Source organism: Paenibacillus sp. ALE2 (genome assembly GCF_054113385.1).
In genome coordinates this window covers 1854188-1878606 of record NZ_CM134213.1, presented here as the reverse complement: position 1 = coordinate 1878606, position 24419 = coordinate 1854188, and the positions used below count along the sequence as shown (strand labels likewise).

At 46.4% G+C, this 24419-nt stretch carries 24 protein-coding genes and 1 riboswitch; of the genes, 8 read left to right on the top strand and 16 right to left on the bottom strand.

From position 1 onward, the window contains the following. Nucleotides 1-89 precede the first annotated feature (89 nt). From ACXHJ1_RS08130 to ACXHJ1_RS08100, 7 genes are all read right to left on the bottom strand, one after another. Nucleotides 90-233, bottom strand: a complete 144-nt coding sequence (locus ACXHJ1_RS08130; RefSeq protein WP_016822706.1) for an RAxF-45 family protein — start codon at nucleotides 231-233, stop codon at nucleotides 90-92. A gap of 79 nt (nucleotides 234-312) precedes the next feature. Beyond that, the gene (locus ACXHJ1_RS08125; RefSeq protein WP_285693558.1) at nucleotides 313-1491 is read right to left on the bottom strand and encodes an MFS transporter; all 1179 of its coding nucleotides are present in this window, start codon (nucleotides 1489-1491) and stop codon (nucleotides 313-315) included. A gap of 67 nt (nucleotides 1492-1558) precedes the next feature. Then, nucleotides 1559-1658, bottom strand: a riboswitch (purine riboswitch). A 55-nt stretch (nucleotides 1659-1713) separates the two neighbouring features. Next, complete coding sequence (locus ACXHJ1_RS08120) at nucleotides 1714-2673, bottom strand: acetylxylan esterase (RefSeq protein WP_457905915.1); 960 nt, start codon at nucleotides 2671-2673, stop codon at nucleotides 1714-1716. A 12-nt stretch (nucleotides 2674-2685) separates the two neighbouring features. Continuing rightward, on the bottom strand, nucleotides 2686-3735 hold the full coding sequence (locus ACXHJ1_RS08115) for a glycoside hydrolase family 130 protein (RefSeq protein WP_045244715.1): 1050 nt from the start codon (nucleotides 3733-3735) through the stop codon (nucleotides 2686-2688). Between the two features lie 42 nt (nucleotides 3736-3777). Then, nucleotides 3778-4611, bottom strand: a complete 834-nt coding sequence (locus tag ACXHJ1_RS08110; protein WP_107733741.1) for a carbohydrate ABC transporter permease — start codon at nucleotides 4609-4611, stop codon at nucleotides 3778-3780. A gap of 2 nt (nucleotides 4612-4613) precedes the next feature. Continuing rightward, entirely contained in the window at nucleotides 4614-5498 is an 885-nt protein-coding gene (locus ACXHJ1_RS08105) for a carbohydrate ABC transporter permease (RefSeq protein ID WP_107733740.1), read from the bottom strand. Nucleotides 5499-5565: 67 nt separating this feature from the next. Next, entirely contained in the window at nucleotides 5566-6885 is a 1320-nt protein-coding gene (locus tag ACXHJ1_RS08100) for an ABC transporter substrate-binding protein (protein WP_457905914.1), read from the bottom strand. Between the two features lie 232 nt (nucleotides 6886-7117). Between ACXHJ1_RS08100 and ACXHJ1_RS08095 the strand changes: the two genes are divergently transcribed. From ACXHJ1_RS08095 to ACXHJ1_RS08085, 3 genes are all read left to right on the top strand, one after another. Beyond that, nucleotides 7118-8293 (top strand): AGE family epimerase/isomerase, encoded by a 1176-nt coding sequence (locus tag ACXHJ1_RS08095; protein WP_457905913.1) that lies wholly within the window; start codon nucleotides 7118-7120, stop codon nucleotides 8291-8293. After that, nucleotides 8290-9489 (top strand): glycoside hydrolase family 130 protein, encoded by a 1200-nt coding sequence (locus tag ACXHJ1_RS08090; RefSeq protein ID WP_017426153.1) that lies wholly within the window; start codon nucleotides 8290-8292, stop codon nucleotides 9487-9489. Before ACXHJ1_RS08095 ends, ACXHJ1_RS08090 begins: the two co-directional genes overlap by 4 nt. Before the next feature lie 248 nt (nucleotides 9490-9737). Beyond that, nucleotides 9738-10751 (top strand): substrate-binding domain-containing protein, encoded by a 1014-nt coding sequence (locus tag ACXHJ1_RS08085; RefSeq protein ID WP_026065364.1) that lies wholly within the window; start codon nucleotides 9738-9740, stop codon nucleotides 10749-10751. A gap of 98 nt (nucleotides 10752-10849) precedes the next feature. On the opposite strand, the gene ACXHJ1_RS08080 is transcribed toward ACXHJ1_RS08085, so the two are convergent. Together ACXHJ1_RS08080 and ACXHJ1_RS08075 are read right to left on the bottom strand one after the other, a co-directional pair. Further along, nucleotides 10850-11062, bottom strand: coding sequence for a cold-shock protein (locus ACXHJ1_RS08080; protein WP_016822696.1), 213 nt, complete (start codon nucleotides 11060-11062; stop codon nucleotides 10850-10852). Between the two features lie 119 nt (nucleotides 11063-11181). Then, on the bottom strand, nucleotides 11182-11697 hold the full coding sequence (locus tag ACXHJ1_RS08075) for a DUF2179 domain-containing protein (RefSeq protein WP_013373641.1): 516 nt from the start codon (nucleotides 11695-11697) through the stop codon (nucleotides 11182-11184). Between the two features lie 156 nt (nucleotides 11698-11853). Here ACXHJ1_RS08075 and ACXHJ1_RS08070 point away from each other — a divergent pair, with 156 nt between their 5' ends. Beyond that, on the top strand, nucleotides 11854-12030 hold the full coding sequence (locus tag ACXHJ1_RS08070) for a CsbD family protein (RefSeq protein WP_013373642.1): 177 nt from the start codon (nucleotides 11854-11856) through the stop codon (nucleotides 12028-12030). A gap of 256 nt (nucleotides 12031-12286) precedes the next feature. Further along, nucleotides 12287-13330, top strand: coding sequence for a stalk domain-containing protein (locus ACXHJ1_RS08065; protein WP_107733737.1), 1044 nt, complete (start codon nucleotides 12287-12289; stop codon nucleotides 13328-13330). An 80-nt stretch (nucleotides 13331-13410) separates the two neighbouring features. On the opposite strand, the gene ACXHJ1_RS08060 is transcribed toward ACXHJ1_RS08065, so the two are convergent. Continuing rightward, nucleotides 13411-14208 carry a copper amine oxidase N-terminal domain-containing protein gene (locus tag ACXHJ1_RS08060; protein WP_457905912.1) on the bottom strand — a complete coding sequence of 266 codons (798 nt, stop codon included), beginning with the start codon at nucleotides 14206-14208 and terminating at the stop codon, nucleotides 13411-13413. Between the two features lie 248 nt (nucleotides 14209-14456). Here ACXHJ1_RS08060 and ACXHJ1_RS08055 point away from each other — a divergent pair, with 248 nt between their 5' ends. After that, on the top strand, nucleotides 14457-17003 hold the full coding sequence (locus ACXHJ1_RS08055; RefSeq protein ID WP_457905911.1) for a LamG-like jellyroll fold domain-containing protein: 2547 nt from the start codon (nucleotides 14457-14459) through the stop codon (nucleotides 17001-17003). Between the two features lie 98 nt (nucleotides 17004-17101). On the opposite strand, the gene ACXHJ1_RS08050 is transcribed toward ACXHJ1_RS08055, so the two are convergent. Both ACXHJ1_RS08050 and ACXHJ1_RS08045 read right to left on the bottom strand, forming a co-directional pair. Beyond that, a complete protein-coding gene (locus ACXHJ1_RS08050; RefSeq protein ID WP_013373647.1) occupies nucleotides 17102-18283 on the bottom strand; it encodes an NAD(P)/FAD-dependent oxidoreductase in 1182 nt (393 codons plus the stop codon). Nucleotides 18284-18310: 27 nt separating this feature from the next. Continuing rightward, nucleotides 18311-18742: a DUF1641 domain-containing protein gene (locus ACXHJ1_RS08045; protein WP_017426146.1), complete on the bottom strand. Its 432-nt coding sequence runs from the start codon at nucleotides 18740-18742 to the stop codon at nucleotides 18311-18313. Between the two features lie 501 nt (nucleotides 18743-19243). On the opposite strand from ACXHJ1_RS08045, the gene ACXHJ1_RS08040 reads away from it, so the two are divergent. Next, nucleotides 19244-19639 (top strand): rhodanese-like domain-containing protein, encoded by a 396-nt coding sequence (locus ACXHJ1_RS08040; RefSeq protein WP_017426145.1) that lies wholly within the window; start codon nucleotides 19244-19246, stop codon nucleotides 19637-19639. Between the two features lie 32 nt (nucleotides 19640-19671). Here ACXHJ1_RS08040 and ACXHJ1_RS08035 read toward each other — a convergent pair whose 3' ends face one another. Continuing rightward, nucleotides 19672-20505, bottom strand: coding sequence for an HNH endonuclease (locus ACXHJ1_RS08035; RefSeq protein ID WP_457905910.1), 834 nt, complete (start codon nucleotides 20503-20505; stop codon nucleotides 19672-19674). Between the two features lie 262 nt (nucleotides 20506-20767). Between ACXHJ1_RS08035 and ACXHJ1_RS08030 the strand changes: the two genes are divergently transcribed. Next, complete coding sequence (locus ACXHJ1_RS08030) at nucleotides 20768-22261, top strand: alpha-amylase (RefSeq protein WP_457905909.1); 1494 nt, start codon at nucleotides 20768-20770, stop codon at nucleotides 22259-22261. A 63-nt stretch (nucleotides 22262-22324) separates the two neighbouring features. Here ACXHJ1_RS08030 and gpmA read toward each other — a convergent pair whose 3' ends face one another. From gpmA to ACXHJ1_RS08015, 3 genes are all read right to left on the bottom strand, one after another. After that, a complete protein-coding gene (gene gpmA, locus ACXHJ1_RS08025) occupies nucleotides 22325-23074 on the bottom strand; it encodes a 2,3-diphosphoglycerate-dependent phosphoglycerate mutase (RefSeq protein WP_457905908.1) in 750 nt (249 codons plus the stop codon). A 161-nt stretch (nucleotides 23075-23235) separates the two neighbouring features. Then, nucleotides 23236-23976, bottom strand: coding sequence for a Bax inhibitor-1/YccA family protein (locus tag ACXHJ1_RS08020; RefSeq protein WP_457905907.1), 741 nt, complete (start codon nucleotides 23974-23976; stop codon nucleotides 23236-23238). Nucleotides 23977-24125: 149 nt separating this feature from the next. Next, complete coding sequence (locus tag ACXHJ1_RS08015) at nucleotides 24126-24413, bottom strand: hypothetical protein (protein WP_013312533.1); 288 nt, start codon at nucleotides 24411-24413, stop codon at nucleotides 24126-24128. Nucleotides 24414-24419: the final 6 nt, after the last annotated feature.

Below are 24419 nucleotides of genomic sequence, written 5' to 3'. Positions count from 1 at the left end.
TTATATAGGAAGACCCTTACCCAGGTAACACAAAAAGAGCCGCAGGAGCAACCCCGCGACTCTTCGGAAGGTACAGCAATCCGTTCGAGTTAAGGTAGGCGTCTTCTCGCGATGTTTACAACCGTATGATTAAAATTGGACAGACTTCTCCCGTTGTATGGAAAAGCATGAACAATGCCAGCCATAGCAATCGGCAGCTGGCTAATACGGTTGTTCAGCATCTCGTGATTCACCTACCTCACCCCCTTCTTCATAATTAGAAGTAGTATAACATGTTTTCTCGTTTTATAAAAGAGGACAATGACCTCCCACCTAAGAAACAGAGTGGTGTCCTCTGACTGTCTGCGATGCCCCTGCTCTGGTAATCGAAAAAACGCCGCAGACAAAAGCAACAATCACAAATGCCCCGCCTACCCAAGCGTTTGTGGCAACAGACTCGCTATTCTCAATCACTACCCCTCCCAAGGCAGAACCGAGAGCGATCCCGACCTGGAGTGCGGAGAAATTAAAGCTTTGCTGAATACTACCCGATTCGGGTGCATTTTCAATAAGATAACTTTGCATCGGGGGCGACAAGGCCCAACTCAGAATCCCCCAGATGATCAGAAGCGGCGCAAACATATACACCGAGTGAATCGAGAACGGCAGCAGGAACATCACGGCGATAAACACACCCACGACGATGAGAATGCTTTTCGCTGTGCCGAATCGGTCTGCCAAAGAACCGCCAATAAAACCGCCACTCACTGCTGCTAGCCCAAAGACGAAATAGGCCACACTCACCCACGAGGCGTTCAACCCCATCAGGTTTTCCAAAAACGGAGTGAAATAAGCATATAACGTGTAGTGTCCCGCCAGTGTCAGCGTTGTTACCAGATGGGCGCTGATTACTTTAACATTTTTCAAGGACTTCAACTGCTCACGCATAGGCACAACATGCTCTGTTGGAATCCGCTCCATAAACAAGTGCATAATGATCATAGAAACTACGGTCAACAAGGCAATGATCAGGAATAGCACCCGCCAGCCAAACGCATTTCCAATCAGTACCCCGGCTGGAATGCCTAGCACAATGGAGGAACTGACCCCCATGGAGATTACACCGAGAACGCGGGCTTGATAAGCTTTGGACACCACTTTGACTGCAATGGTTAGCGACAATGTCACGATCAATGATCCACTGGCAGCAGTAATGATACGAGATATAAACAACACAGCATAGTTCGGACTCCAGAAAGCCAGCAGACTTCCCAGAATAAAGATAAACATCGACCACAAATACAGTCGCTTTCGTTCGATTTTGGCGGTCAACGCCAACAAAGTCGGCCCGGCAATAGCGTACACGAGCGCATAGATCATGATAAGCTGTCCTGCCGTGCTTACAGAGACATTCAAATCCTGTGCAATCTGGGGCAGCACGCCACCGATAATCAACTCCACCAGACCTACCGTAAAGGTCGCAATGGTTAAAATAACTACTTTGAAGTTCATTACATTAGCTCCTTTGCTGTCATGTAAATCCCTCGTATCACGCAAAAAAATCCTGACCACAAGAAATGTACAAGACGTACATTTTTGTAATCAGGATTTATCGGTTCCTGGTAGAGACCCTCAAACCATATTATTGAGGTTATACAAATGGGGCATTCATTTATTACGCTTCACGAAGGTTATAGCTATTACTATAAAGGAGCCTCTGGTTAAGTTCAACCCCTACAGCCGCAAAAATTCGCTCATGGCACGATCTGACAGATAGGGTAAATACTCATGACCGTATTCGTGATACACAAGCAATTCCTTGTTCGATACGATTTTATTGTACACCGCAAACTGTGTGGAAGGTGGACAGATGATGTCCGATAGTCCTGTCACGAATAGCACCCGTCCTCGAATACGGTCTGCTAAATGTTGAATGTCAATGTAGCCTAGACGGTGAAATACTTCGCTCTCCCGTACATGATTGGGATCAAACCAGCGAAAATAATAAACCAGTTCCTCATAGGCCGATGTCGTTGCATCCAACGCCCAGGCTCTTTTATAATCCGACAGGAACGGATATACCGGTACCGCCACACGGACACGAGGCTCCAATGCAGCGCAAGCAACCGTCAGCGCCCCGCCTTGGGAGCAGCCAAATGCACCGATCCGTTCAGGGTCAACCTGCTCCATAGACATTAGAATGCGCACCGTCTGTACCGTATCCAAAAATACGTTGCGGTAATACAACCGATCCGGGTCCGGGTCGTCAATTCCGCGAATAATATGGCCGCGAACCGTCGTTCCCTGAACCTGCAAATTGTCCTCAGACAGCCCACCTTGCCCTCGGCAGTCCATAGCTAGCACAGTGAATCCGTGTGCTGCATAACTCACCTTGTCGAACCAGTCGCCACTGTCGCAGGAATACCCATGAAACATAGCCAGGGCTGGACCTTGTTCCGTAAGATGCTTGGGACGAGCCAGCTTCCCATGAACCCTCGCTCCGCCCACTCCAGTAAAATACAGATGGTAACACTCCACCAGCGGAGAGACAAAATCGGCAGGCTCCAGTGTATATTCTAGCGACTGTCGTTCCAGCTCCTGTAGCGCCCGTTCCCAGTATATGTCAAAATCCTGCGGCTTTGGATTACTTCCCATGTATGACTGTAGCTGCTGTAAAGACATATCCTCCGGCATGTAAAATTCCTCCTACATCCGGCCTGACTCACGGTCATCTGCGACTACTTCATCCGTTGCGATGACATACTTTATAATGTCAGATACTGTCGTGTATGCGATACCTACATACGTATCAGCAGCTCCATAATAAATCGCAATTCTTCCGGTGTCCGCATCATGCAGTGTAGCACACGGGAACACCACATTTGGCACAAATCCCCGCTCTTCGTACCATTCCTCTGGGGTCAACACGAAGTTGGAGGAACGATATTTGACTTTGGACGGATCATCCAGATCAAGAACAGCTACTCCCATGCTGTATACCAGTCCATTGCACGTGCCTGTCACCCCGTGATAGAACATCAGCCAGCCCTCTGTCGTCTCAATCGGTGCTGGTCCGCCACCAATCTTCACCGATTGCCACCAGCCCTGACCACCCTTGCTCATTACATGACGGTGCTTACCCCAATATACCAAGTCAGGGCTTTCACTCAGGAAAATATCACCAAACGGCGTATGACCACTGTCGCTCGGACGGGATAGCAACATAAAGTTTCCATTTAGCTTGCGAGGCAACAGCACTCCATTGCGATTAAACGGCAAGAACGGATTTTCCAATCGTACAAAGCTTTTGAAATCCTTCGTTTGTGCGATCCCCAGCGCTGCTCCATAGAAATCTGTACACCAGATGATATAATACGTGTCTTCCACTCGAACCAGACGCGGATCGTAAGCATAATTAGGCTGATATTCATTTCCTTCCTCATCGACCATATGCAGACGCTCTGTCTCAATGTCCCAAGCCAACCCGTCGTCACTCCAGCCGAGATGCAAATGCGGGCGTCCATTAATCGTTTCAGCACGGAATATCCCTACAAATCGTCCTTCATACGGAGCTACGGCACTGTTGAAAATACGGGCAATGCCAGGCACCGGATTTCGTCCAATGACCGGATTCTCAGTATGCCTCCATACTGGAGCCTCACTGCCTTCCGGCTTATCCTGCCAAGGCATTTTCGACAAGCTGTCTCCTACAATTCGTACGTTACCTACATCCAAATCTACATTCAATTTACTCATACTTAACTCTCCTCTCACCTAGACACTTCATTTTATTTTTTTCTATTTCACTGAACCCTGTGCAAATCCGTTATAGATATATTTTTGTAATGATAAAAATGCAACCAGCGTCGGAATAATCGCAATGATGATGCCTGCGCTAATGACTTCCCATTGCGAACCGTATGGCCCTTTAAACTTAAACAGTGCCGTCGATATCACCTGAAGGCTTGTTTTGGGCATATACAGGAACGGGGTGTAAAAATCGTTGTAAATATTAACACCCTTGATAATGATCACCGTCACAATGGCAGGCTTCAGCAGTGGCAAAATAATACGCCAGTAGATGGTCAGATAGGAGGCCCCATCCAGCATGGCCGACTCATCCAGCGCCACCGCGATGGAATCCAGAAACTGAAGGAAAATATACACCGCAATAATATCGGTTCCCAAATACAGTAAAATAGCTGCCCAAGGCGTGTTAAACAGCTCCAGCTTGTTAATGATCTGGAAGGTCGATACCTGTGTCGTCACCCCTGGAATGAGTGTAGCGAGCAAGAACGCCCCCAGCATAAGACTTTTACCTTTAAATTTAAAACGATTCAAAATATACGCGATCATGGAACCGGTCAATGTAGCCCCGATGATGGAGATCAGCAAAATAAAGGCTGTGTTCATAAATCCGGTTAACATATTGCCATCCACAAAGGCTTTGGCGTAGTTTGCCCAGTTCAGCCAGTTCACCGGGGGAGTCAGAGGACTGGTTGCCGCATATTCAGTCTTCGTCTTCAAGGATGCAAACAAAATCACAACAATCGGCAGTAGAGCAATGAATGCACCGAGCAATAGCGCTCCATACTTGATACTGTTTGCCAGCAGTCTTTTTAGCTTATACATAGTTAGTCCTCCTCTCCCCGAATCAGCAACCGCTGAAGCAGCGTAACAGCAATTACGATCACCAGCAAAATAACCGCCATCGCCGAGGCCAAACCAACCTTGCTGTATTTGAATGCGACATCAATCGTCTGAATGACAAATGTCTTACTGCCGTTGGAGCCACCGGTCATAATGTAAGGAATATCAAACGCACTGATCGCGCCACTAATCGCCAAGATCAGATTCAGCTGCAAAATCCGCTTGATGGTCGGCAAAATAATAGAGCGGAACTGATGCCAGCGGTTGGCTCCGTCGATGTCGGCTGCTTCATACAGATCACTGGATATGGAAGAAATCGCACCGAGAAACACAATAAAGTTAAAGCCCATGTATCTCCAAATCGACGTACCAGACAGCGAAATATTAATAATCTCTGGGTTACCCAGCCACAGCTTGACATACGAACCCAACCCCACTGCCTGAAGCAGTGTATCGAGGGTACCATCTGGCTTAAAGAAAAATAGGAAAATAAATCCAATCGCCACCCCGTTCATCAGGGAAGGAAAGAACAAAATACCTTTGAAGAAATTTTTAAACCAGGTTTGAAAGCTGAGAATGGTTGCAAAATAAAGGCCCAGACCCATCTGCACAAACGTGGCTACAAAGTAATACAGACTGACCTTAAACACTGAAAAATACTCAGGATCAGTAAAAATTTTGATATAGTTTTCAAAACCCACATATTCCAGACGTTTACTATAGCCGTTCCAGTCCGAAAAGCTGTATTTAAACATATTGATCACCGGCAAGTACGCAAAAGTGACCAGCAGCGCCAGCGGAATAAATGAAAAGGCAACAATAATCGCTAATCTTTGTTTGGAGTAGCTGAGATTCGAAAATTTAAACATGCTGCACCTCCTAGCTATCCGTCCATCGACTGTCACATCAATCTCTTCTTATGTTCAGTTCAGATGGCTACTTTGCTTCCTTGGCTGCCACTTCTGCACGCGCCTTCACCCATGCATCGTTCAGATCCTTCATAATGGTGTCATACGATTCAGAGCGGTTACCCACCGCTGCCTCAATAATGCGTTTCTTGAAATCAGGCTGCCACAAGCCGATTTCGCCCATTTTATCGATTTTATCGACAATTCCTTCCTGTCCCTTCGGAGACGGGGTTAACGCTTCAAAAACAACTCCCTCATTCTCATACTGCTTCAAAATGGCAGGCATTGCGGCACCCTTCAGCGGACTAATGCTGCCTGCCTGCTCTACGGCATAGTTGGATTTTTCGGTAAACCAATCCACCCAGGCACGGGCCGCCTCTTTATTTTCACTGTTTACGTTAATACCGAGGTTAAAGTCACCTGCCAGCGGTACAAGAACCTTGGAGGCATTTGTTGGGAAAGGCATAAAGCCGATATCATCCTTGTTAGAAGCTACGCTTTTGATCTGATCAATCGCCCAAGAACCGAGAACCATCGTGCCGATTTTGCCTTGAGCAAGATCCGCCTTGGAAGTCTCCCAATCCGTAGTCGTTGGATCTTTTTCAATCAGACCATTTTTAGCTGCATCGTACAGGACCTTGTACAGCTCATAGTGAGGCTGACCCTTCGTGAAATTATCATCTGTAGTCGGTTGTGTGACATTCACGTATTCCTTCGTACCCGCTACTGTTGCCAGGCTAGACTCCCACTGAGTCAGTGCCCAACCAGAGGCATAGTTGGTAAACAGCGGCACTGCCTTGGTTTTGTCCTTAATTTGCTGTAACGCTTTCAGGAATTGATCCGGTGTTTTAGGAATTTGTGTGATTCCTGCTTCCTTGAACACCTTTTTGTTATAAATCACACCCGAGTAAACCATCGCAATCGGAATACCGTAGCTGTTACCATCCACTGTACGTTCTTCAATGCCGGTATACTTGTTTTTCATCTCCTCATAAGTACCTAGAGGCTCGAAAAAATTGGGTAACTCTTCAATTGGAATGCTGCCAGGAATCAGCAAGACATCTCCGTAATCCCGAGTCCCCATCCGAATTTTAATTTGACCATCATAATCGGCCAATGCCTGAAAATTGACCTTCACGTTCGGATAAATTTTGTTAAATTCCTTGGCGTAATCCTGAAATACGGTATCCACAATATCTGTCCGCTGTGTGATCACCGTAATTTCCCCTTCCGGTCCCTTCGGATCAGAGCTGGTAGCTGGCGCATCCTTCTTTGAGGTACAGCCAGTAAACAGTCCCGCTAACAAAAGCACGGATAGTAATGACATTAAAACCTTGGACAACTTCATGAGACGACCCCTCCTGTTGTTTTGAATAAGGTTATCGTTAAACTAACAAAATCATTTTATTATGTTAGCGCTTACTGTGTCAATTACAATATTTTTTTATGAAATAGCGCGGTCCTCATCTTGTGAAAAACACAAATATAGCATGGTTGACAGTTTATAAACACCTAGATATGATACTCCTGTAAAGTTAACGATAAACTAACAAATCATTTTCCGAAGGAGGCTTTGTCTCTTGGAAACACTAGTACACGAAATTAGACAGGAATGGCAGGAACACATACTCCCATTCTGGCTCGGCTTGAAAGATGAAACGCATGGCGGATTTTATGGCGAGGTAGACGCAGATCTGCACATCCATAAACAAGCGGACAAAGGTGGCATCGCCACTTCGCGGTTACTCTGGTCTTTCTCAGCAGCAGCCCGTGTAACAGGGGAACGTGCCTATGCAGATGCGGCACGACATGCCTTTACATTTCTGCAAAATCATCTGCTCGACCCGTTACATGGCGGAATGTACTGGATGGTGGACTACACCGGGCAACCTGTGGATACGTGTAAACATGTATACGCGCAGGCATTTGCCATCTATGCGTTGGCAGAATATGCACGAGCTACGGATGACCCGAATGCATTACCTCTGGCAATGGAGCTGTTTCACCTCGTAGAGCAAAAAGGATATGATCCTGCTCTACAGGCATACGGTGAACAATATGATCGTTCGTGGAACGAGCAGCCTAACGAGCTACTCAGCGAAAATGGAATTACCGCGCATATTACCATGAATACGCATATTCATGTTTTGGAAGCGTATACCCAATTGCTGCGCGCCTACCCAAACGAAGAGGTTCGGGACGCACTGAAGAACGTGCTGGACATTTTATACCAGCGTCTTTACGATGCTTCCGCCCGGCGGTTGGGAGTATTCTTCGACCGCGAATGGCACTCTCTGCTTGATTTGACCTCATATGGTCACGACATCGAAGCCAGCTGGTTGATGGAGGACGCCATGAATGTGCTGGGTTATCATCCATCCGAGTATGTGAATATGGTGATGGATATTGCCAGTGCGGTAGCTGAGCGGGCTGTTCAGCCAGACGGATCGCTCATCAACGAGCGGGAGGGAGAGCGGGTAGACACTTCACGTATCTGGTGGGTACAGGCCGAGGCAATGGTTGGTTTTTACAATGCGTTTCAGCGGACACAGGATGAACGATTTTTGAAAATTGTGCGAAATCTATGGACCTATACCCGGCAGTATATCATCGATCCGCGCACCGGAGGCGAATGGTTCTGGTCGGTTCAAGCGGACGGTAAGCCTGACGCGAGAGAGATTGCAGGCCCTTGGAAGTGCCCATATCATAACAGCCGATTTTGCATTGAAATGCTGGAAAGGATGGATAAACAATGATTCATAACAAATACGATGAGCTGCTAGCGCAGCAAGAAGAACTGATTACGCGCCCCAATGAGGTTAAAACCTCCTTTTACAATGGTATCTATGAACGCTACCTCTATCCGGTGCTCACACGCCATCATGTTCCCATTCACTGGCGGTTTGATCTGGATGCACAAACCAATCCCTTTTTCATGGAACGACTGGGTGTCAATGCAGCACTGAATCCTGGAGCGATCTATCATGAAGGAAAATACATTCTTGTTTCGCGCACCGAGGGACTGGACCGAAAGTCATTTTTTGCCTTAGCAGAGAGCGATAACGGCATTGATCAGTTTCGATTCGTTGACGCTCCCTTAGTATGGGATGATATCGACCCGGAAGAAACCAATATGTACGATATGCGGCTGGTGAAGCATGAGGACGGCTGGATTTACGGTATTTATTGCTCGGAGAAAAAGGACCCTGACGCGCCATCCCACGATACCTCCAGCGCTGTCGCTCAGGCTGGACTGGTCCGCACTCGTGATCTCCGCACATGGACCCGGCTCCCCAACATCACTACCCAGTCCCCGCAGCAACGTAACGTTGTCCTGCATCCCGAATTTGTGGACGGCCAATATGCCTTCTATACTCGTCCCCAAGATGGGTTTATTTCGACCGGATCAGGCGGAGGCATCGCGTTCGGTCTCTGCAAAGATATTACACAGCCCGTGATTGAACATGAGACAGTCATTGACGAGCGCTACTATCATACGGTATACGAAGTTAAGAACGGCCAAGGTCCTGCTCCGATCAAAACGAGTCGAGGCTGGATTCATATCGCTCACGGGGTACGCAATACAGCCGCCGGGCTGCGATATGTGCTGTATACCTTTGCCACCAGTCTGGAAGACCCTACGCGCGTCATCGCCAAGCCTGGCGGGCATTTTCTGGCTCCTTATGATGAGGAACGCGTGGGTGATGTTTCGAATGTTATTTTCTGCAATGGGGCAGTCGTTAATGAACGAGATGAAGTCTTCATATACTATGCGTCCAGTGATACCCGTATCCACGTAGCGACGACCACCATTGCCCGTCTGGAGGACTATACTTTCAATACACCATCCGATCCATTGCGTTCTCTTGGCAGCGCCGCTGTCCGCCGTGAGCTGATCCATCGCAATGAAGCGCTATTGCAAGCAAGCAACCGTCCTTCCCAGCGGATCTAAGCCGTAAGCTTTATCATGCTTGCGGAACCATGTATACTATCCATAGAACAACTGTTACCCGCAGGCTAATCGTTGTTCTATGGGCAGCTATGCTGCCAATCCTTGTATCTTTACAGAGCAGCTGCACCGCTAAGCTAATTGAATTTCTACAAGCGGATAAGCTATTCATATTCACCCCAGCATTTTGCAATCGTTATCTGAATGTAGGCAAAATGCTTATCTTTTTAAAATTGGAAGGCGGAACAGGAATGAAGAGCAACGTAACGATGCGGGATATTGCAGATAAGCTGGGAATAAGCAGCGTGACCGTGTCGAAGGCGCTCAATGACAAGGATGGGGTTAGCGAGGAACTCAAAGAACGTATTAAAACACTCGCGGGCGAAATGGGTTATCGTTTTAATACCGTTGCCAAGTCCATGAAAGAGGGGCTCACCTATAACATTGGTGTTGTCATCCCTGAACGTTTTACTGGTCCTGGCCAATCGTTTTATTTGCATATTTACCAGCAAATCTCACGGGCACTGGAGCCATACGGCTACTACGGTATCCTTCACATCCTCCATCGCGAGGACGAAGAGCAGCTTAATCTGCCACGTATCTATTACGACCGTAAGGTGGACGGCTTCATTCTTCTGGGCCAAGTGAGCAAGCCATATATTGAGCTGGTACAAACCATGGACCAACCTAAAATGTTTCTCGACTTTTATGATGAGCATGCCGATATCGACTCTGTGGTGACGGATAATTTTTACGGAGCCTACGAGCTAACCAATTATTTGATCGCCCAGGGACACCGGGATATTGCTTATGTGGGAAATATCTATTCCACCAGCAGTATTCAGGACCGTTTCCTCGGCTACTATAAATCCTTGCTGGAGCACAGGTTGCCCCTCCGTAACGAGTGGGTACTCAGCGACCGGGACGACGAAGGGTCCTATGTTGAAATGGCTCTGCCTCAGCTACTACCGACCGCCTTTGTATGCAACTGCGATCAGGTCGCTCACAATCTGGTGCACCAGCTGATTGGTCTGGGATACCGCGTACCCGAGGACTGCTCTGTGGTCGGCTTTGATAACGATGTATACGCCACGCTTATTGTTCCGCAACTGACCACGGTCGGAGTAGACATTGAGCAAATGGCACGTACGGCGGTGGATTCAATAATGAAAAAAATAAGCCATCCCGGCAGTCGTTTTGGTCGAGTCCTCGTACAGGGTCATATTGTATATCGTGATTCCGTGCAGCCCCTTGAGAGGTCATGATCCGTGAATATTCCACAACCAAAAGCCGCTCAGCATGTCGCTGGAGCGGCCTTTGACGTTTATAAACTTTGCAGCGTAATCATGGGCTTACCCCTCAATTAAGAGCGCTGGGCGACAAAGGAATTGCCCGTCCGATTGAGAATCGGTAGCATTCGCATTTCCTGTCCCATCGTGGCTTGGCAAAGTGGACAAGCCGGCTCGCTCAAAAAGGTAAAATCCGTTCTCATCCATCCGTTGCAACCCTCGTTGGTACACGACCAAATAGCCGTATTTTCCTCTGGAATGATTTCCGGGGCCTGGCGTCTGTACATCTATATCCCCCCTTGGTTGTTATAGGGGAACATCCCCTGTCGGCATACTGTTAATTCCGTCCTGTGCGGGTATTAATATGCTCCAACCTACGGAAAATATGCGTATTTTACCAAAATTCTTATTTACGGATAGCCTTGGTCCAGAAACCACCATGAAATTGCTTTGGCTCCACCGTAATGACGAAAGCCTTGGGATCGAGCTCCAGGATAGACTGATACAGCTTATTCTGGTTTTTCCGCTTAGCCAAAATTTCCATTACGAGGCGTTCTCCATCACGTCCACTGCCCAGCCAGGCTGTAACGCCGTACCCTTTGTCTCGCAGCGCATTGGCAATTCCTCCATTGATCTCATTGCTGATCACCTTCACGGTGACATAACCGAGCGCTATTTTTTCCTCAATCCACGCTCCAATAAGAATCCCCACTGCGTAGCCTATAGCGTATACCGCAAGACTTGCCACTTGATCCAGATACTTAAGCACGACATTCAAGCCCAACACATAAACTGTAACTTCCACGGTGCTGATGAGTGCAGCAATGTACTTCTGTCCTTTCAGCGTCAAAATCATGCGCAGTGTGTACGCCGATACATAAATAAGTTGAATAACGAGAATAAACAATAAAATTTTGAGCATACGCTCACCCCTTATTTCACGATCTAGTTGACCCCGTCCCCAACATTATGCCCCTGTCTGTGATCTACAGCCTCACGTTTCGTATTACCCTCGCTCGGGTAATGACTAACTACAGCATGCTGAATGAAAGTTTGATTATATGAGGAGGGCTATACCATGAAGGATAACGGAATTAGCGATAAAATCAAAGGTAATGTAAATAAAGCTAAAGGTGAAATCAAGGACCAAATCGGGAACGCCACGGATAATAAGTCCCTTCAAGCTGAGGGTAAATTGGATAAAGCCAAAGGTCACCTTCAGGAAACAGCAGGCAAACTGAAGGACCACAAATAGTCCAACTTTTGATACCCTAACGCACTGTACTCCAAACAAGTCTTGCTGTCTTGTACAGCGGACTTGTTTTATTTTGTTCGGTTACTTTTGGAAAATTATTTACGCAAACAGGGCAACTTTTACAGTCGCTTTTGCGTCTAACTAATATAAGCACAACCAATAACAACCCTTCCAACCTGTTGGATTTTGTATGTATTAATGTTACTCTAGTCTATGTATCAAGCTATAATTCTTAAATAAAGGGGTAGACCAACGAATGAAATCATTGAAGTCCATGAAGAAACCTGTCATCATCACTGCCGTGTCGGCCTTGGCCATCTCCGGGGCTCTGTTCAGCCAATCTACATATGCTGCACAAGTAACTAAGCCGATCCAAGCAGTATATAACAATATTAAAATTATCTATAACGGAACCGAGGTTGCCTCGGATGCTAAAACAGAACCATTTCTGCTGGATGGCGTGACGTATATCCCGCTGAAGCTGGCAGGTACAGCTTTGGATAAAAAAGTAACATGGGATGGCACAAACAAACGCGTAGTCATTGCTGATAACGGCGTTCCTATTGATCAGTCTACGGTTACAGCACTGAACAACCAGATTACGACGCTGACTCAAGAACTGAACACAGCAAAAGCAGCGAACACAACGAAAGATGCTACCATTGCTCAACTGCAAAAAGACAATCAGACGCTGAAAGATGATGCGAGCAAAAATAGCTCAAGCACCTTAAAAGATCTTCAGAAGCAACTGAACAAGGATTACAGTGATTCATATAGCACGAACTCGGATATCACGCTGGATGGTAACAAAAGCGATATTACAGTAACCATCGAAATGACAAAATCCAGATGGGATGATCTATCCGATAGCAGAAAGGAAAGCTACCTGGAAGACATCGTAGATGATATTTTGAAAGAGTATAAAGATGCCGATATTGAAGGCACAGTGAAAAACTCCAGTAATAGAGATAAACTGGCGACCTTTACAACGAACAGCAAAGGCGATGTAACGATTAAAAAAGTAGCTTCTTCTCTGGATTCAAGTACGATCCAACGTAACTTGTCCGATAGATATGGCACCTATAATGGAGTCGGCTTTGATTTCACCGTACGAGGCGACAGCAGTGAAGCTATCGTCGAGGTTTATGTAAATTCGGATGACTGGAATAAACTTTCGAACAATCAAAAAAACAACCTGACAGATGGCGTTAGTGATTATCTTAAAGATAGACAGTCTGTATCCAAAGTCGTTGGATATGTACGTAATAAAGGCAACAGCAGCCAAATCACTACCTTCTAAAAATTAATCTTTCAAAAAAAGCGACAAAGGCTATATAGCCTTTGTCGCTTTTTTATAATGCACAACCACCATGAATTCAATTATTGAATCAGCCTGCCTACGGAAGTAATGTATTTTATGTAATCACTATCCGCATTAGTTGTACCGATATTTTTTGTATATACCAAATGACCTGCCCTGGTTATTTTGACTTTGTGAAATGAACCGGGTTTAGAATAAGGATCTACACTATAAGTCCCTTTGCTATACACAATCATAGGATTAAAGTCAATTTGTTTGAAAGCAGGCGATAAGTCGCTCTTATACGTGGCATAAATATTTAATATACCCTGCTTTTGGTCCCAGTCAAAGGAAGTAAGATCAAACGCATTCGCATCAATGACTTTGGCTAAATCTTGTCCCATAAATTTCATAAGAACTGGACTTTCCGTAAAGCTATCATGTCTTAGCTTCAATAAACCACGCCTCGAATCCCACTCCATCTGCGCATCTGTATCTTTCAACAACATCGAAACTGGTAAAAACATCGCGTTGCTTTTCATGATGGGGACTGTGTCCATTGTCAACGGCTCACCGTTAACCGATATTTCGGGTGAACCGATCGTAGTCGTTACATTACGGCCTAGCAAATCAACAGAAGCCGTTTTGTTCGCTGCATTATAAGTTACTTTGCCGCCCAGTATATCTTCAGCCGCTTGGAGCGGTATAAGCAGTCTGCCCTTCGCATCCACAAAAGGTGAGGCAGGATAGGTGTATAAAATGTAAAGATCATTTACCTTCAGGTGTATAGGGGTCTGAGCTTGGGCTGATGTCGAATTCGAGTGTACAGTAGCAATGCTAAATAAAATCACAAGGCATACGAGCAACCTGATTTTCATATAATACCCTCCTTTTTCATAAACAGCTCACAACAAACATAACTGTTTTATTCATATATAACGTACCTCCACAAATGCATATCGTCAACCATAATTTATAATATATACCTAATTATAGATTATGTCATCTTCCCTACAGCTATGTGATTCATAAATACATTAATTATATTTATAAATATAAAGGTATTTTAGCAATGAAAGCAGAATATATCACTGTATTCCACTTTAGAAAGGGGTAAATGTATACGATGAGAAGATTGCTTAAACGTAGAGCCAGGTCGAGCATTGCATTAACAATGACTTTATTATTGGCAATTGCAGCCGTACCATTAGGTACGCTGGACGCCGCAGCAGCGGAGCCGAACCAAAACAAGAAGCAGGATGTGCCGACCTTCTCTAATGTATCGGTTCACGATCCTTCGATTGTCAAAGACGGTGACACTTATTATGTGTTTGGGTCGCATATCGCCGCAGCGAAATCAAAAGATCTCACAAACTGGACTTCTTTTGCAAACGGTTACACTACGCCTGGGAATACCCTTTACGGGGATTTATCGAAGAATCTGGCCGGATCTTTCGCTTGGGCGGGTGAGAATGATGCGGACAGCAAAGGAGGATTCTCGGTATGGGCGCCCGATGTGTTTTGGAATGAGCATTATGTCAATAAGGATGGCACAAAAGGGGCCTACATGATTTATTATAGTGCCTCCTCCACCTATATACGCTCCGCGATCGGCATTGCCGTTGCCCCCAACATTGAGGGACCCTATCAATATGTGGATACCATTGTGAACACTGGTTTTACAAAGGAGACTGCATTCGATAAAAATAGCAAAGTAGATAAAAAGTGGACAAATACGCCGATTCCACAACTCATTAATGAAGGCAAGCTGAAGGGTCCCAGAGCAGGATGGTTTAATGCCGACGGTTCTTATGCGAATCGGGTGTTCCCGAATGCAATAGATGCAGCAGTCTTTTATGATACAGACGGGCGCTTATGGATGACGTATGGGTCATGGTCCGGAGGCATTTTTTTGCTGGAGCTGGATAAAGCAACTGGCAAACCGATCTATCCAGGCCAAGATGGAACGACGGAGGATGGCCGGTTGATTGATCGTTATTTTGGCACCAAGATTGCAGGTGGATACGGTGAGTCCGGGGAAGGTCCGTATATTGAATACAACTCAAAAACGGGTTACTACTATCTGTATGTAACCTATGGCGGACTTGCAGCTGACGGTGGATATAACATGAGATTATTCCGTTCCAAGAGTCCGACAGGACCTTATAAGGATGCCAAAGGGCAGAATGCTGTTCTGCCAGCAAACACCAAAAATGCAGCCTATGGCAACAAATTAATGGGTAACTTCTTGTTCGATAGCCAAATAGGCGATCCAGGTACAGGTGTGGGCTACGGCTATGTATCTCCTGGGCATAACTCGGTGTACACCGATCCTGCTACCGGACAAATGTTTGTTGTCTTTCATACCCGATTCCCTCAGCAGGGGGAGACTCACGAGCTGCGTGTACATCAAATGTTCATGAATCAGGATGACTGGCCTGTGGTAGCTCCTTACCGTTACGGTGGCGAGACGCTTACAAAGCTGGATGAGAAACAATTCATTGGCGATTATCAATATATTAACCATGGTAGTGATTCTTCGGCGACGATCAAAAATACGCAGTTCATTCAGCTGAAAGCAGATCACACTATTAAAGGCGATGTGCAAGGAACATGGCACAAGTCGGGGGATGCGAATATCCAACTAACACTGGATGGCACTGTGTTTGATGGAGTACTCCTGAGACAATGGGACCAGGTAACGAATCAATATATTTTGGCGTTTACAGTTCTATCGAATAAAGGCGAAATGGCCTGGGGCAGTAAGTTCCCTGATATGCCGGATATGACAGTCGTTGACAGTGTGTATCGTGAATTAGATCTTGGCGATACGAGCCGGGTGACGGCTAATCTGACGCTTCCGAAGGAAGGCAGTCGCCAATCCGCGATTATCTGGAAAACTTCAAACCCAAGCGTCATTTCTGATACTGGTGAAGTCAAGCGCCCCGGGATCGGTGAAAAGGCTGTATCCGCTACTTTGACGGCTTCCATCACCAAAGGAGACAGCAGTCGGGATAAAACTTTTAACATTACGGTAGCTCCTTATGAGAAGGCAACATTGACCGCTTCATACCCATTTGAAAATAACCTAAAGGATCAGAATGATGCTTTTGCCAATGGTAAGGTTATTGGTGACCGGATCGATCGTCAGGGAGGAAGTGTATCCTACGCTGAAGGCGTAAGGGGCCAAGCTGTAGTCCTTGATGGACAGTCAGGTATTGCTCTGCCTGAAGGACTCATATCCAGCTCAGCCTTTTCTGTGTCACTGTGGGTGAAGCCCAGCGAGTTGACTGTCCATACACCAACTTTTTTTGGAGCTATGGATAGCAACCACTGGGTTAGCCTTCTGCCCAGAGGACCCGAGAAGGATAATACGATGGTCTGGTCCGGCAGCTCAACTTGGTATACTGGCAGTACGGGCCTGAAGATCAAAGCCAATGAATGGACACATCTGGCCTTCACTGTAGATCGTGGGGTATTAGAGGTGTATGTGAATGGCAAAATTCAATTTACCGGCTCAAAGTTCCCGGATGTCTTTACCTCTAAATCTGGAACATTCAGCCTAGGGGTCAATTGGTGGGACCCTGCGTTCAAAGGATCTATAGATGAGCTGAGTATATTTGAAGGCGCGCTCCCTCCTGCACAGGTGGAAGAGTTAACCATGATGAAGTGAATTAAGACTATTTGTGAAATGTGTAAGCATTGCTAGTGTCGAAGAATGAAAAAAAGAGAGCGCTGAACAGCGCTCTCTTTTAATAAACCATATCAATATTAATAGGCCAATGCAAAAAGTCCTTTGATGTGGGACAAGTAACGGATGTTACTGCCTTCCTTCATCAAGGTGGCTACAGCGCCTTTCAGTTGGGTGCCATTCGCACCTACAGTACCGATCGCGTCTGTTCTGCCCAAGCTGCCCAGTGTACCGGAGAACACTGGCGTAAAGCGTTCCATTTTCGCTCCGTTGAAATAAGCGAAGATGTTGTAACCAACTAATTCACCCATTTGCCAAGCCAACTGTGCAGTTGGAGGGTACGGACGCTCGCCTTCACCTGGGAACACTACTGCGCTGTCGCCAGCGAGGAAGATGTCTTCGTGGGAAGTCGATTGCAGTGCGCCATTCACAGTTGCGCGACCGCGGTTTACTTCAATACCAGATGCGCCAACCAGTGCATTACCTTGTACGCCGCCTGTCCAGATCAGTGTGTTCGTTTTGATCGAACGTCCGTCTTTCAAGAGAACTTCGTCAGCTTTCATTTCTGTAATCGGAACACCCGCTACGATTTGAACGCCACGTTTTTCAAGACTTGTTACTGCACGATCAACCAATGGTTGAGGGAAGCCTGCCAAAATAGATGGTCCAGCTTCTACGCAATACAAGTTGATATCTTCGTAGTTGATGCCTTTTTCACGGCAAACTGCAGGCAGTTTGTCAGCATATTCGCCCACCAGCTCAACGCCAGTCAGACCGCCGCCACCGATAACAATGGTAGCGTCCGCTTTGTTACCGGATTGCTTGTAAGCATCCAGACGAGCTTCCACATGTGCACGGATGCGATTAGCTTCTGCCACTGATTTCAGTGTGAAGCTATGCTCTTGCAGCCCCGGAATACCGAAGTATGCCGTTTCACTGCCCAGGGAAATAACGAGAGCGTCATAGCTCAACGTAGCACCACTGGCCAGAGTTACTTTCTTATCGTCCGGTTTGATTTCGGAAACAGTATCCACTTTCAGGATAATATCTTTGTTACGCAACAGTTTTTCCAAAGGAAGCGCCACAGCTTTTTCGGCAATCGTACCTGCCGCCAAACGGTGCAGTTCCGTAATAATTTGGTGCGACGCAAAGCGGTTTACCACTGTAATGGTTGCTTGGCTAGCGTCCATATGCTGGCGTGCTGTAAGAGCGGCCAGCAATCCGCCGTATCCGCCGCCCAAGATCAAAATTTGCTTCGACATGTCCATCCTCCGTTCTCGATCAGGTAATTATTTGCTTTCGCGTTGGCGCTCATTCAGAATATCCAGGAAAGCCTGGCTGAAACGCAGCGTTTTTTGTACATTAGGATCTTTAAGCATTTTGAGCAGGCCAAACAGACCTACACTGCCGTCCGTAGTTTGTACACGGTCATTTGCTTCAATTGCAGCAGAAGCCAATCCTTTAGCCGAATCTGTAACAGGCTTCACAAACTCTCCCATGGAGTTTTTCATATCTCCGATAAAGACAGGGTCAGTTGCCAGACTGCGGGCTACATCATAAGCATCGGTCATCAAAGTAACCATCTCAGTCAACTTTGGCAGATTCTCTACCAGTACGGTCAGCGATTGCTGAACCTCCGGTTTCATCAATTGGTCCAATACATCCCGAGACTCTTTGGTAGCTTCTTGTGTTACGGCCACCTCTTGTTGGTTTTCAGACATGCGTGAACGTCCTCCTTTACTGTGAAAATAGAAGTCCATTCCTTTCTCGTAACCTGCATCATAAACTCTAGCAATAAAACGTTCAAATGAATTCGCCCTTAAACATGCAAGAAGCACAGCTTAAACCGGCCTATACCCTAAAGGGCAAGACTGATGATCGCAGATGCCAATTGTATATTGCTTGGACGTTATTCTGTTGTTGTTACTGCTGCGGAATATCTCACGAAGCGCTCCCTCGTGACTACAACAGGCCGAAACGGAACCCTATACCTCTATATTACACCTTTCACAACCCAATCGTCGAAGAAATTTTAAATTTGCACAAATTTCTGCAAATTTTTTATTGTTATTTTAGATAAAAATTAGAATAAGCACGATTTTTGTCTAAGTTTACCTTAAAAAAAGGGGCATTTTATACTAGAGATGGGTAATAGAGAGGGTGAGTTTCTGTTTATTAATATGAAAACCAATACAAAACATATTCCTACGGAGGGTTAAACGATGGCTAAAACATTTGCAGACATGGTTCAAGAAGCGAGGCAGCACGTTCAGGGCATTACTTCACAGGAGGCACGTCAGCGAATTGAATCCAATCCAGATACATTCGTTATCGACGTACAGGATTCTCATGATGCAGGTGCTTGCGGCCTAATTCGTGGTAGCGCCAATATTTCACTGGGCATGCTACCCATCCGCGCTGACCTGGACGTTCCACAGGATTTGCGTGATGAACGCTTACGTGACCGCAACCGCCCAATTATCACCACCTGTGGGGCAGGCGGACAAGCTGCATTGGCAGCTTATATACTGCAACAGATGGGCTTTACCAATGTGGCCTTTATTGAAGGCGGAACAACAGCCTGGAAGGAATCTGGCTTTGAAGTAGAACTGTATTAAGGGAATGTAGCCGGATTCCCCAGCAAATCGTCCTAGGTGCGTAAGGTGTCCTCAGAAGCATCGGAAGCACCAGAAGGTTCAAAATCATCCGGAATCGGCAGTGGCACGCCAGACTCGATAAATTCCTCTACATCACGGGCTGCTTTAACTTGATTGCACTCGTTGCAGGCGCATACGCAATTTACTGGCGTGGTGTGTCCACCTTTAGCCCGAGGAAGTAAATGATCAATCGTGTCGCCATAGCCACCGCAAAAAAAGCACGTATAACGGTCACGTTTAAGCACATATTGGCGGAATTCCTTGTTGCTATAAAGTCTGCGGACCGTGTACGGATTTACAATCACCGCCATGCGTTCTCTGACCAGAGTCATCGCCAAATCAAGCTCAATCTCCTGATGCCAGCGTCTCCCTTGGTCGGTTTTGCCTCTTAGTCGAATCATGCCATTGCGATTAAGCCGCAACGCACGGGTATCCGCAGGCTTCAGCCTGCTAAGCAAATGTCGAACCCGTTGCCGATGGCGCTCACGCGCTTTGTCCGTGACGGGCTTCCTACGGGGGCGTTGAGAATCATTAGAAGGCTGCGCGGACGCTTCCAGACCGTACGCAGTCGTATCTGCTTCGGAGCTATGCCGTTCCACAGGAGCAGCCAAGGGCTTCACTTCCTCATGGGAAGGAGCGGACGCAACCGCCCGTTCTTGCGGGGCTAACTCCCGACAGGAACGACAAGGACCACGCCGGGAAAAAGGCCCCGCCCGGCGACCGGTTCTGCGCTGAAAGTCTGTTAATGGTTTGATCTCCTGACAATACGTACATTTTTTCATCAGCGGTTCTCTCGCTTCATCCTTATTCTGCTGCGGATCTGTCACGTTCATCCCTCCTTCCCTTTCTTGTTCGAGCTTATGGTTTGCCCGAAATCCGAACTATAGCTAAGTTAGATTCATTTTACCGTTTTCACGTTTCTTTTTCTAGCCATCGAGTCGTTGTCATCACTCAAGGTATAACAAATTTTAATGATTTAGCATACGTTATATAGCGGATCCATGTTCTTCATCAACATCATATTGACCATCAGACGTTTAGCCCCCCTCACTTGGTGGGTAACTTGTTATATATGAAGGAGGGACGCACATGAAAAGGAACCATACGATGATGCAATTTTTCGAGTGGAATGTCGCAGCTGACGGTTCTCACTGGAAAAAGCTTGCCCGCCTGGCACCGGAACTAAAAGCCAAAGGAATTGACGCGATATGGATTCCACCTGTCACCAAAGGCCAATCTCCTGAGGATACGGGTTACGGCGTCTATGACCTTTACGATCTGGGCGAATTTGACCAAAAGGGTGCAGTACGCACCAAATACGGAACCAGGGAAGATCTGCTGGAAGCTGTCGCATCCTGCGTTCGCCACGGCGTAGCCGTCTATGTCGATCTGGTCATGAACCATAAGGCAGGTGCAGATGAAACCGAAGTATTCAAGGTCGTCGAGGTCAACCCGGATAATCGTAATGAGGTCATTTCCGAGCCCTTTGATATCGAAGGCTGGACTAAATTTACATTCCCCGGCCGGCAAGGGAAGTATTCCACATTTCAATGGAACTTCGAACATTTTAACGGAACGGATTACGATGCAAGTCAGGACCGGACAGGAATCTATCGTATTTTAGGTAAAAATAAAAACTGGAGCGATAATGTAGATGATGAATTCGGCAATTATGATTATTTAATGTTCGCCAATATTGACTATAATCATCAGGATGTGCGTAAGGAAATGATCCGCTGGGGCAAGTGGCTGGTGGATACTCTACAATGCAACGGATTCCGTCTGGATGCAATCAAGCATATTAATCATGAATTTGTACGAGAGTTTGCTACAGAAATGATTAAAAAGCGTGGGCAGGATTTTTATATGGTAGGCGAGTTTTGGAAACCGGATCTGGAATCGTGTCAAAAGTTTCTGGATACCATCGATTATAAAATCGACCTGTTTGACGTATCCCTCCACTACAAACTACATAGCGCTTCCTTGGGTGGTAAGGATTTCGATTTAAGCACCATTTTCGAGGATACGCTGGTTCATACCCATCCCCTGAACTCGGTTACTTTTGTCGATAATCATGATTCCCAGCCGCATGAAGCGCTCGAATCCTGGGTGGAGGACTGGTTTAAGCCCAGTGCCTATGCACTCATCCTACTGCGCAAAGATGGTTATCCCTGCGTATTCTACGGGGATTACTACGGTATCCAGGGACAAACGCCTGTGATAGGCAAGCAAGCTGAGCTAGACCCGCTCCTATATGCTCGGTACCACAAAGCTTATGGTGAGCAAAAAGATTATTTTGATGATCCCCATACGATTGGATGGGTTCGTCAGGGCATTCCTGAGCTGCACGGCTCTGGATGTGCTGTGGTGATCACCAACGCAAATGACGGGGAAAAGCGCATGTTCGTGGGTAAACAACATGCAGGAGAAAAATGGACCGATTTGACTGGGCATCACGATCATGCCGTGAAGATCGAACAGGATGGCTACGGTGTATTTCCCGTTCGTGCTGGCAGTGTATCGGTATGGGCACTTCCTACCGAGGAAGACAGCCTGGAAACAGAGGATACCGCGAACGCTTGATGTATATCAACTCAAAGAGGACAGGATGCAAGGAAGCGCCCTGTCCTCTTTGTATATGGAAAATCACTCCGTCACCTTGCTTTGGTTGGCCACAGCCTGTTTTTTTGCCTCTACATGACTCGGATCACCAAGATAGAAGCGCCGTATAGGATCGATATGCTCATCCAGCTCATACACCAGTGGGATACCTGTCGGGATGTTCAAATCCAGCAGTGCAGTTTCGTCCAAATTCTCCATGTACTTGATCAAGGCTCGTAAAGTATTACCGTGTGCGGAAATGATAACCCGGTCCTTTTTGAGAATCAACGGCACGATCCGTTGCTTCCAAAACTCACCAACCCGATGCACAGTGTCTTCTAGGCTTTCCCCGAGCGGCAGCTCCTCCGGCTTAATATGGCGATAACGCTCTTCCTGATGTGGACTCCGTTCATCCTGCTCATCCAACATGGGTGGTCGCACCGTCAAACTACGCCGCCAAATATGAACCTGTTCCTCGCCGTATTGCACGGCGGAATCCAGCTTGCTGAGCCCCTGAAGAGCACCATAGTGGCGTTCATTCAGCTTCCATGACTTCTGCACGGGTATCCACAGATGATCCAGCTCATCCAAGATATGATACAACGTGCGGATAGAACGTTTTAGCACAGAAGCAAATGCCAAATCAAACGTATACCCAGCCTCCTTGAGGATACGTCCTGCCTCGATGGCCTCATGAGTTCCCTGTTCAGTCAGATCGACATCCGTCCAGCCTGTGAACAAGTTTTGTCGGTTATACACGCTTTCTCCATGCCTCACCAGCACCACTTGATACATATACCTCACTCCTCACCTATCTATCCTCTATGTTTTACCCAACTTCTATGTATTTAACGTAAAATGCATTTTTTAAACCGCCTTTTTCATACAAAAAAGGACGACATTCAGCCGCCCTTCTCTTCTCATCCTACTTAAACCATATGCAATAGTCGCAGATCTTAGTCCCTATTGCTAAGCTTAGCTAACAGATCCAATATTCGTACATATAGCCACACTAACGTTACCAGCAATGCAAAAGCGCCATACCATTCCATATATTTGGGTGCACCTTGATCAGCTTGTTCCTCAATGAAATTAAAATCTACGAGCAGATTCAAAGCGGCAATGATGACGATAAATAAACTAATGCCAATACCCACCCAGCCCGTTTCATGGATATACGGAACATTCATACCGAAAAAATTCAAAATAAAATCAACCAACGTCACCAGAAAAATCCCCATCGTACAGAGGACAACAAATGAGATAAAGCCACGTGTCACCTTGATGATTCGTTGTGTATACATAAAGAGCATCAAGAACAAGATACCCACAGTCAGCAAAATGGCATTAACTACAATTCCAGGGTACTCATACTCCATAAAAGCGGAAACGCCACCCAAAGCAAAGCCACTCAGAATCGCATATACAGGAGAAAGCAATGGAGCCGTTTTTGGAAAAAAGGATATCGCAAGTGCTACGCCTGCCATCCCAATAAAGCCTGCCGTCAGCAACGATAGCACCTCTACGGTTCCTTGGTAGGTCATATACCAGGTAATACTGCTAGAAACGATAAGTAGGACCAGCAGAAGTAACGTTTTGTTCACCGTTCCTCCGATGGTCATACGTTGTTCGCTAGCTTCTCTTTCATCTTCACGTAAAAAGATGTCATCACGTAAAACCGGATTGCTAAAGCTCATACAGGGTACTCCTTTTCGATGTGTTATTTGCGATGTCATATGTATATATCGGCACAACCTGAAAAAAGTTTCAGAAAATTTCAAACAATAAAAAAACTCTAACCTTGCCTTTCGGCAAAGCTAGAGTTAGAGGGTCAAGTCGTTACAGATTAAAAATCAGCGGTAGCAATTTGGATAGTACCTGTTACTGCTCCAACTGGAGTCGCCTGAAGAGCAGCTACCAGCAGCAAAGCAACTTCTAACGTAAGGCTGTTGCCCGCTGGGATTACATAAGTGATCACAGGAGCATTGACACGGGTAACCACAAGATCAACCGGATTGGCACCTGTATTATTCACAGTAATCGTAGCATTATTACCGCCTCTCAGATTTTCAAAGAAGGACTTACCCACACCAGCAGCAAGATTGTAGAATTGCGAAGGTAAAAGAATCGCCATAGTCTT

Bases quoted from the DNA above. Each gene is read 5' to 3' on its own strand.
- ACXHJ1_RS08030 (WP_457905909.1), top strand. From the start codon at position 20,768: ATGAAAAGGAACCATACGATGATGCAATTTTTCGAGTGGAATGTCGCA.
- ACXHJ1_RS08065 (WP_107733737.1), top strand. From the start codon at position 12,287: ATGAAATCATTGAAGTCCATGAAGAAACCTGTCATCATCACTGCCGTG.
- ACXHJ1_RS08080 (WP_016822696.1), bottom strand. From the start codon at position 11,062: ATGTACAGACGCCAGGCCCCGGAAATCATTCCAGAGGAAAATACGGCT.
- ACXHJ1_RS08060 (WP_457905912.1), bottom strand. From the start codon at position 14,208: ATGAAAATCAGGTTGCTCGTATGCCTTGTGATTTTATTTAGCATTGCT.
- gpmA (WP_457905908.1), bottom strand. From the start codon at position 23,074: ATGTATCAAGTGGTGCTGGTGAGGCATGGAGAAAGCGTGTATAACCGA.
- ACXHJ1_RS08050 (WP_013373647.1), bottom strand. From the start codon at position 18,283: ATGTCGAAGCAAATTTTGATCTTGGGCGGCGGATACGGCGGATTGCTG.
- ACXHJ1_RS08090 (WP_017426153.1), top strand. From the start codon at position 8,290: ATGATTCATAACAAATACGATGAGCTGCTAGCGCAGCAAGAAGAACTG.
- ACXHJ1_RS08120 (WP_457905915.1), bottom strand. From the start codon at position 2,673: ATGCCGGAGGATATGTCTTTACAGCAGCTACAGTCATACATGGGAAGT.
- ACXHJ1_RS08040 (WP_017426145.1), top strand. From the start codon at position 19,244: ATGGCTAAAACATTTGCAGACATGGTTCAAGAAGCGAGGCAGCACGTT.
- ACXHJ1_RS08045 (WP_017426146.1), bottom strand. From the start codon at position 18,742: ATGTCTGAAAACCAACAAGAGGTGGCCGTAACACAAGAAGCTACCAAA.
- ACXHJ1_RS08070 (WP_013373642.1), top strand. From the start codon at position 11,854: ATGAAGGATAACGGAATTAGCGATAAAATCAAAGGTAATGTAAATAAA.
- ACXHJ1_RS08055 (WP_457905911.1), top strand. From the start codon at position 14,457: ATGAGAAGATTGCTTAAACGTAGAGCCAGGTCGAGCATTGCATTAACA.
- ACXHJ1_RS08015 (WP_013312533.1), bottom strand. From the start codon at position 24,413: ATGGCGATTCTTTTACCTTCGCAATTCTACAATCTTGCTGCTGGTGTG.
- ACXHJ1_RS08075 (WP_013373641.1), bottom strand. From the start codon at position 11,697: ATGCTCAAAATTTTATTGTTTATTCTCGTTATTCAACTTATTTATGTA.
- ACXHJ1_RS08110 (WP_107733741.1), bottom strand. From the start codon at position 4,611: ATGTATAAGCTAAAAAGACTGCTGGCAAACAGTATCAAGTATGGAGCG.
- ACXHJ1_RS08125 (WP_285693558.1), bottom strand. From the start codon at position 1,491: ATGAACTTCAAAGTAGTTATTTTAACCATTGCGACCTTTACGGTAGGT.
- ACXHJ1_RS08020 (WP_457905907.1), bottom strand. From the start codon at position 23,976: ATGAGCTTTAGCAATCCGGTTTTACGTGATGACATCTTTTTACGTGAA.
- ACXHJ1_RS08085 (WP_026065364.1), top strand. From the start codon at position 9,738: ATGAAGAGCAACGTAACGATGCGGGATATTGCAGATAAGCTGGGAATA.
- ACXHJ1_RS08100 (WP_457905914.1), bottom strand. From the start codon at position 6,885: ATGAAGTTGTCCAAGGTTTTAATGTCATTACTATCCGTGCTTTTGTTA.
- ACXHJ1_RS08105 (WP_107733740.1), bottom strand. From the start codon at position 5,498: ATGTTTAAATTTTCGAATCTCAGCTACTCCAAACAAAGATTAGCGATT.
- ACXHJ1_RS08115 (WP_045244715.1), bottom strand. From the start codon at position 3,735: ATGAGTAAATTGAATGTAGATTTGGATGTAGGTAACGTACGAATTGTA.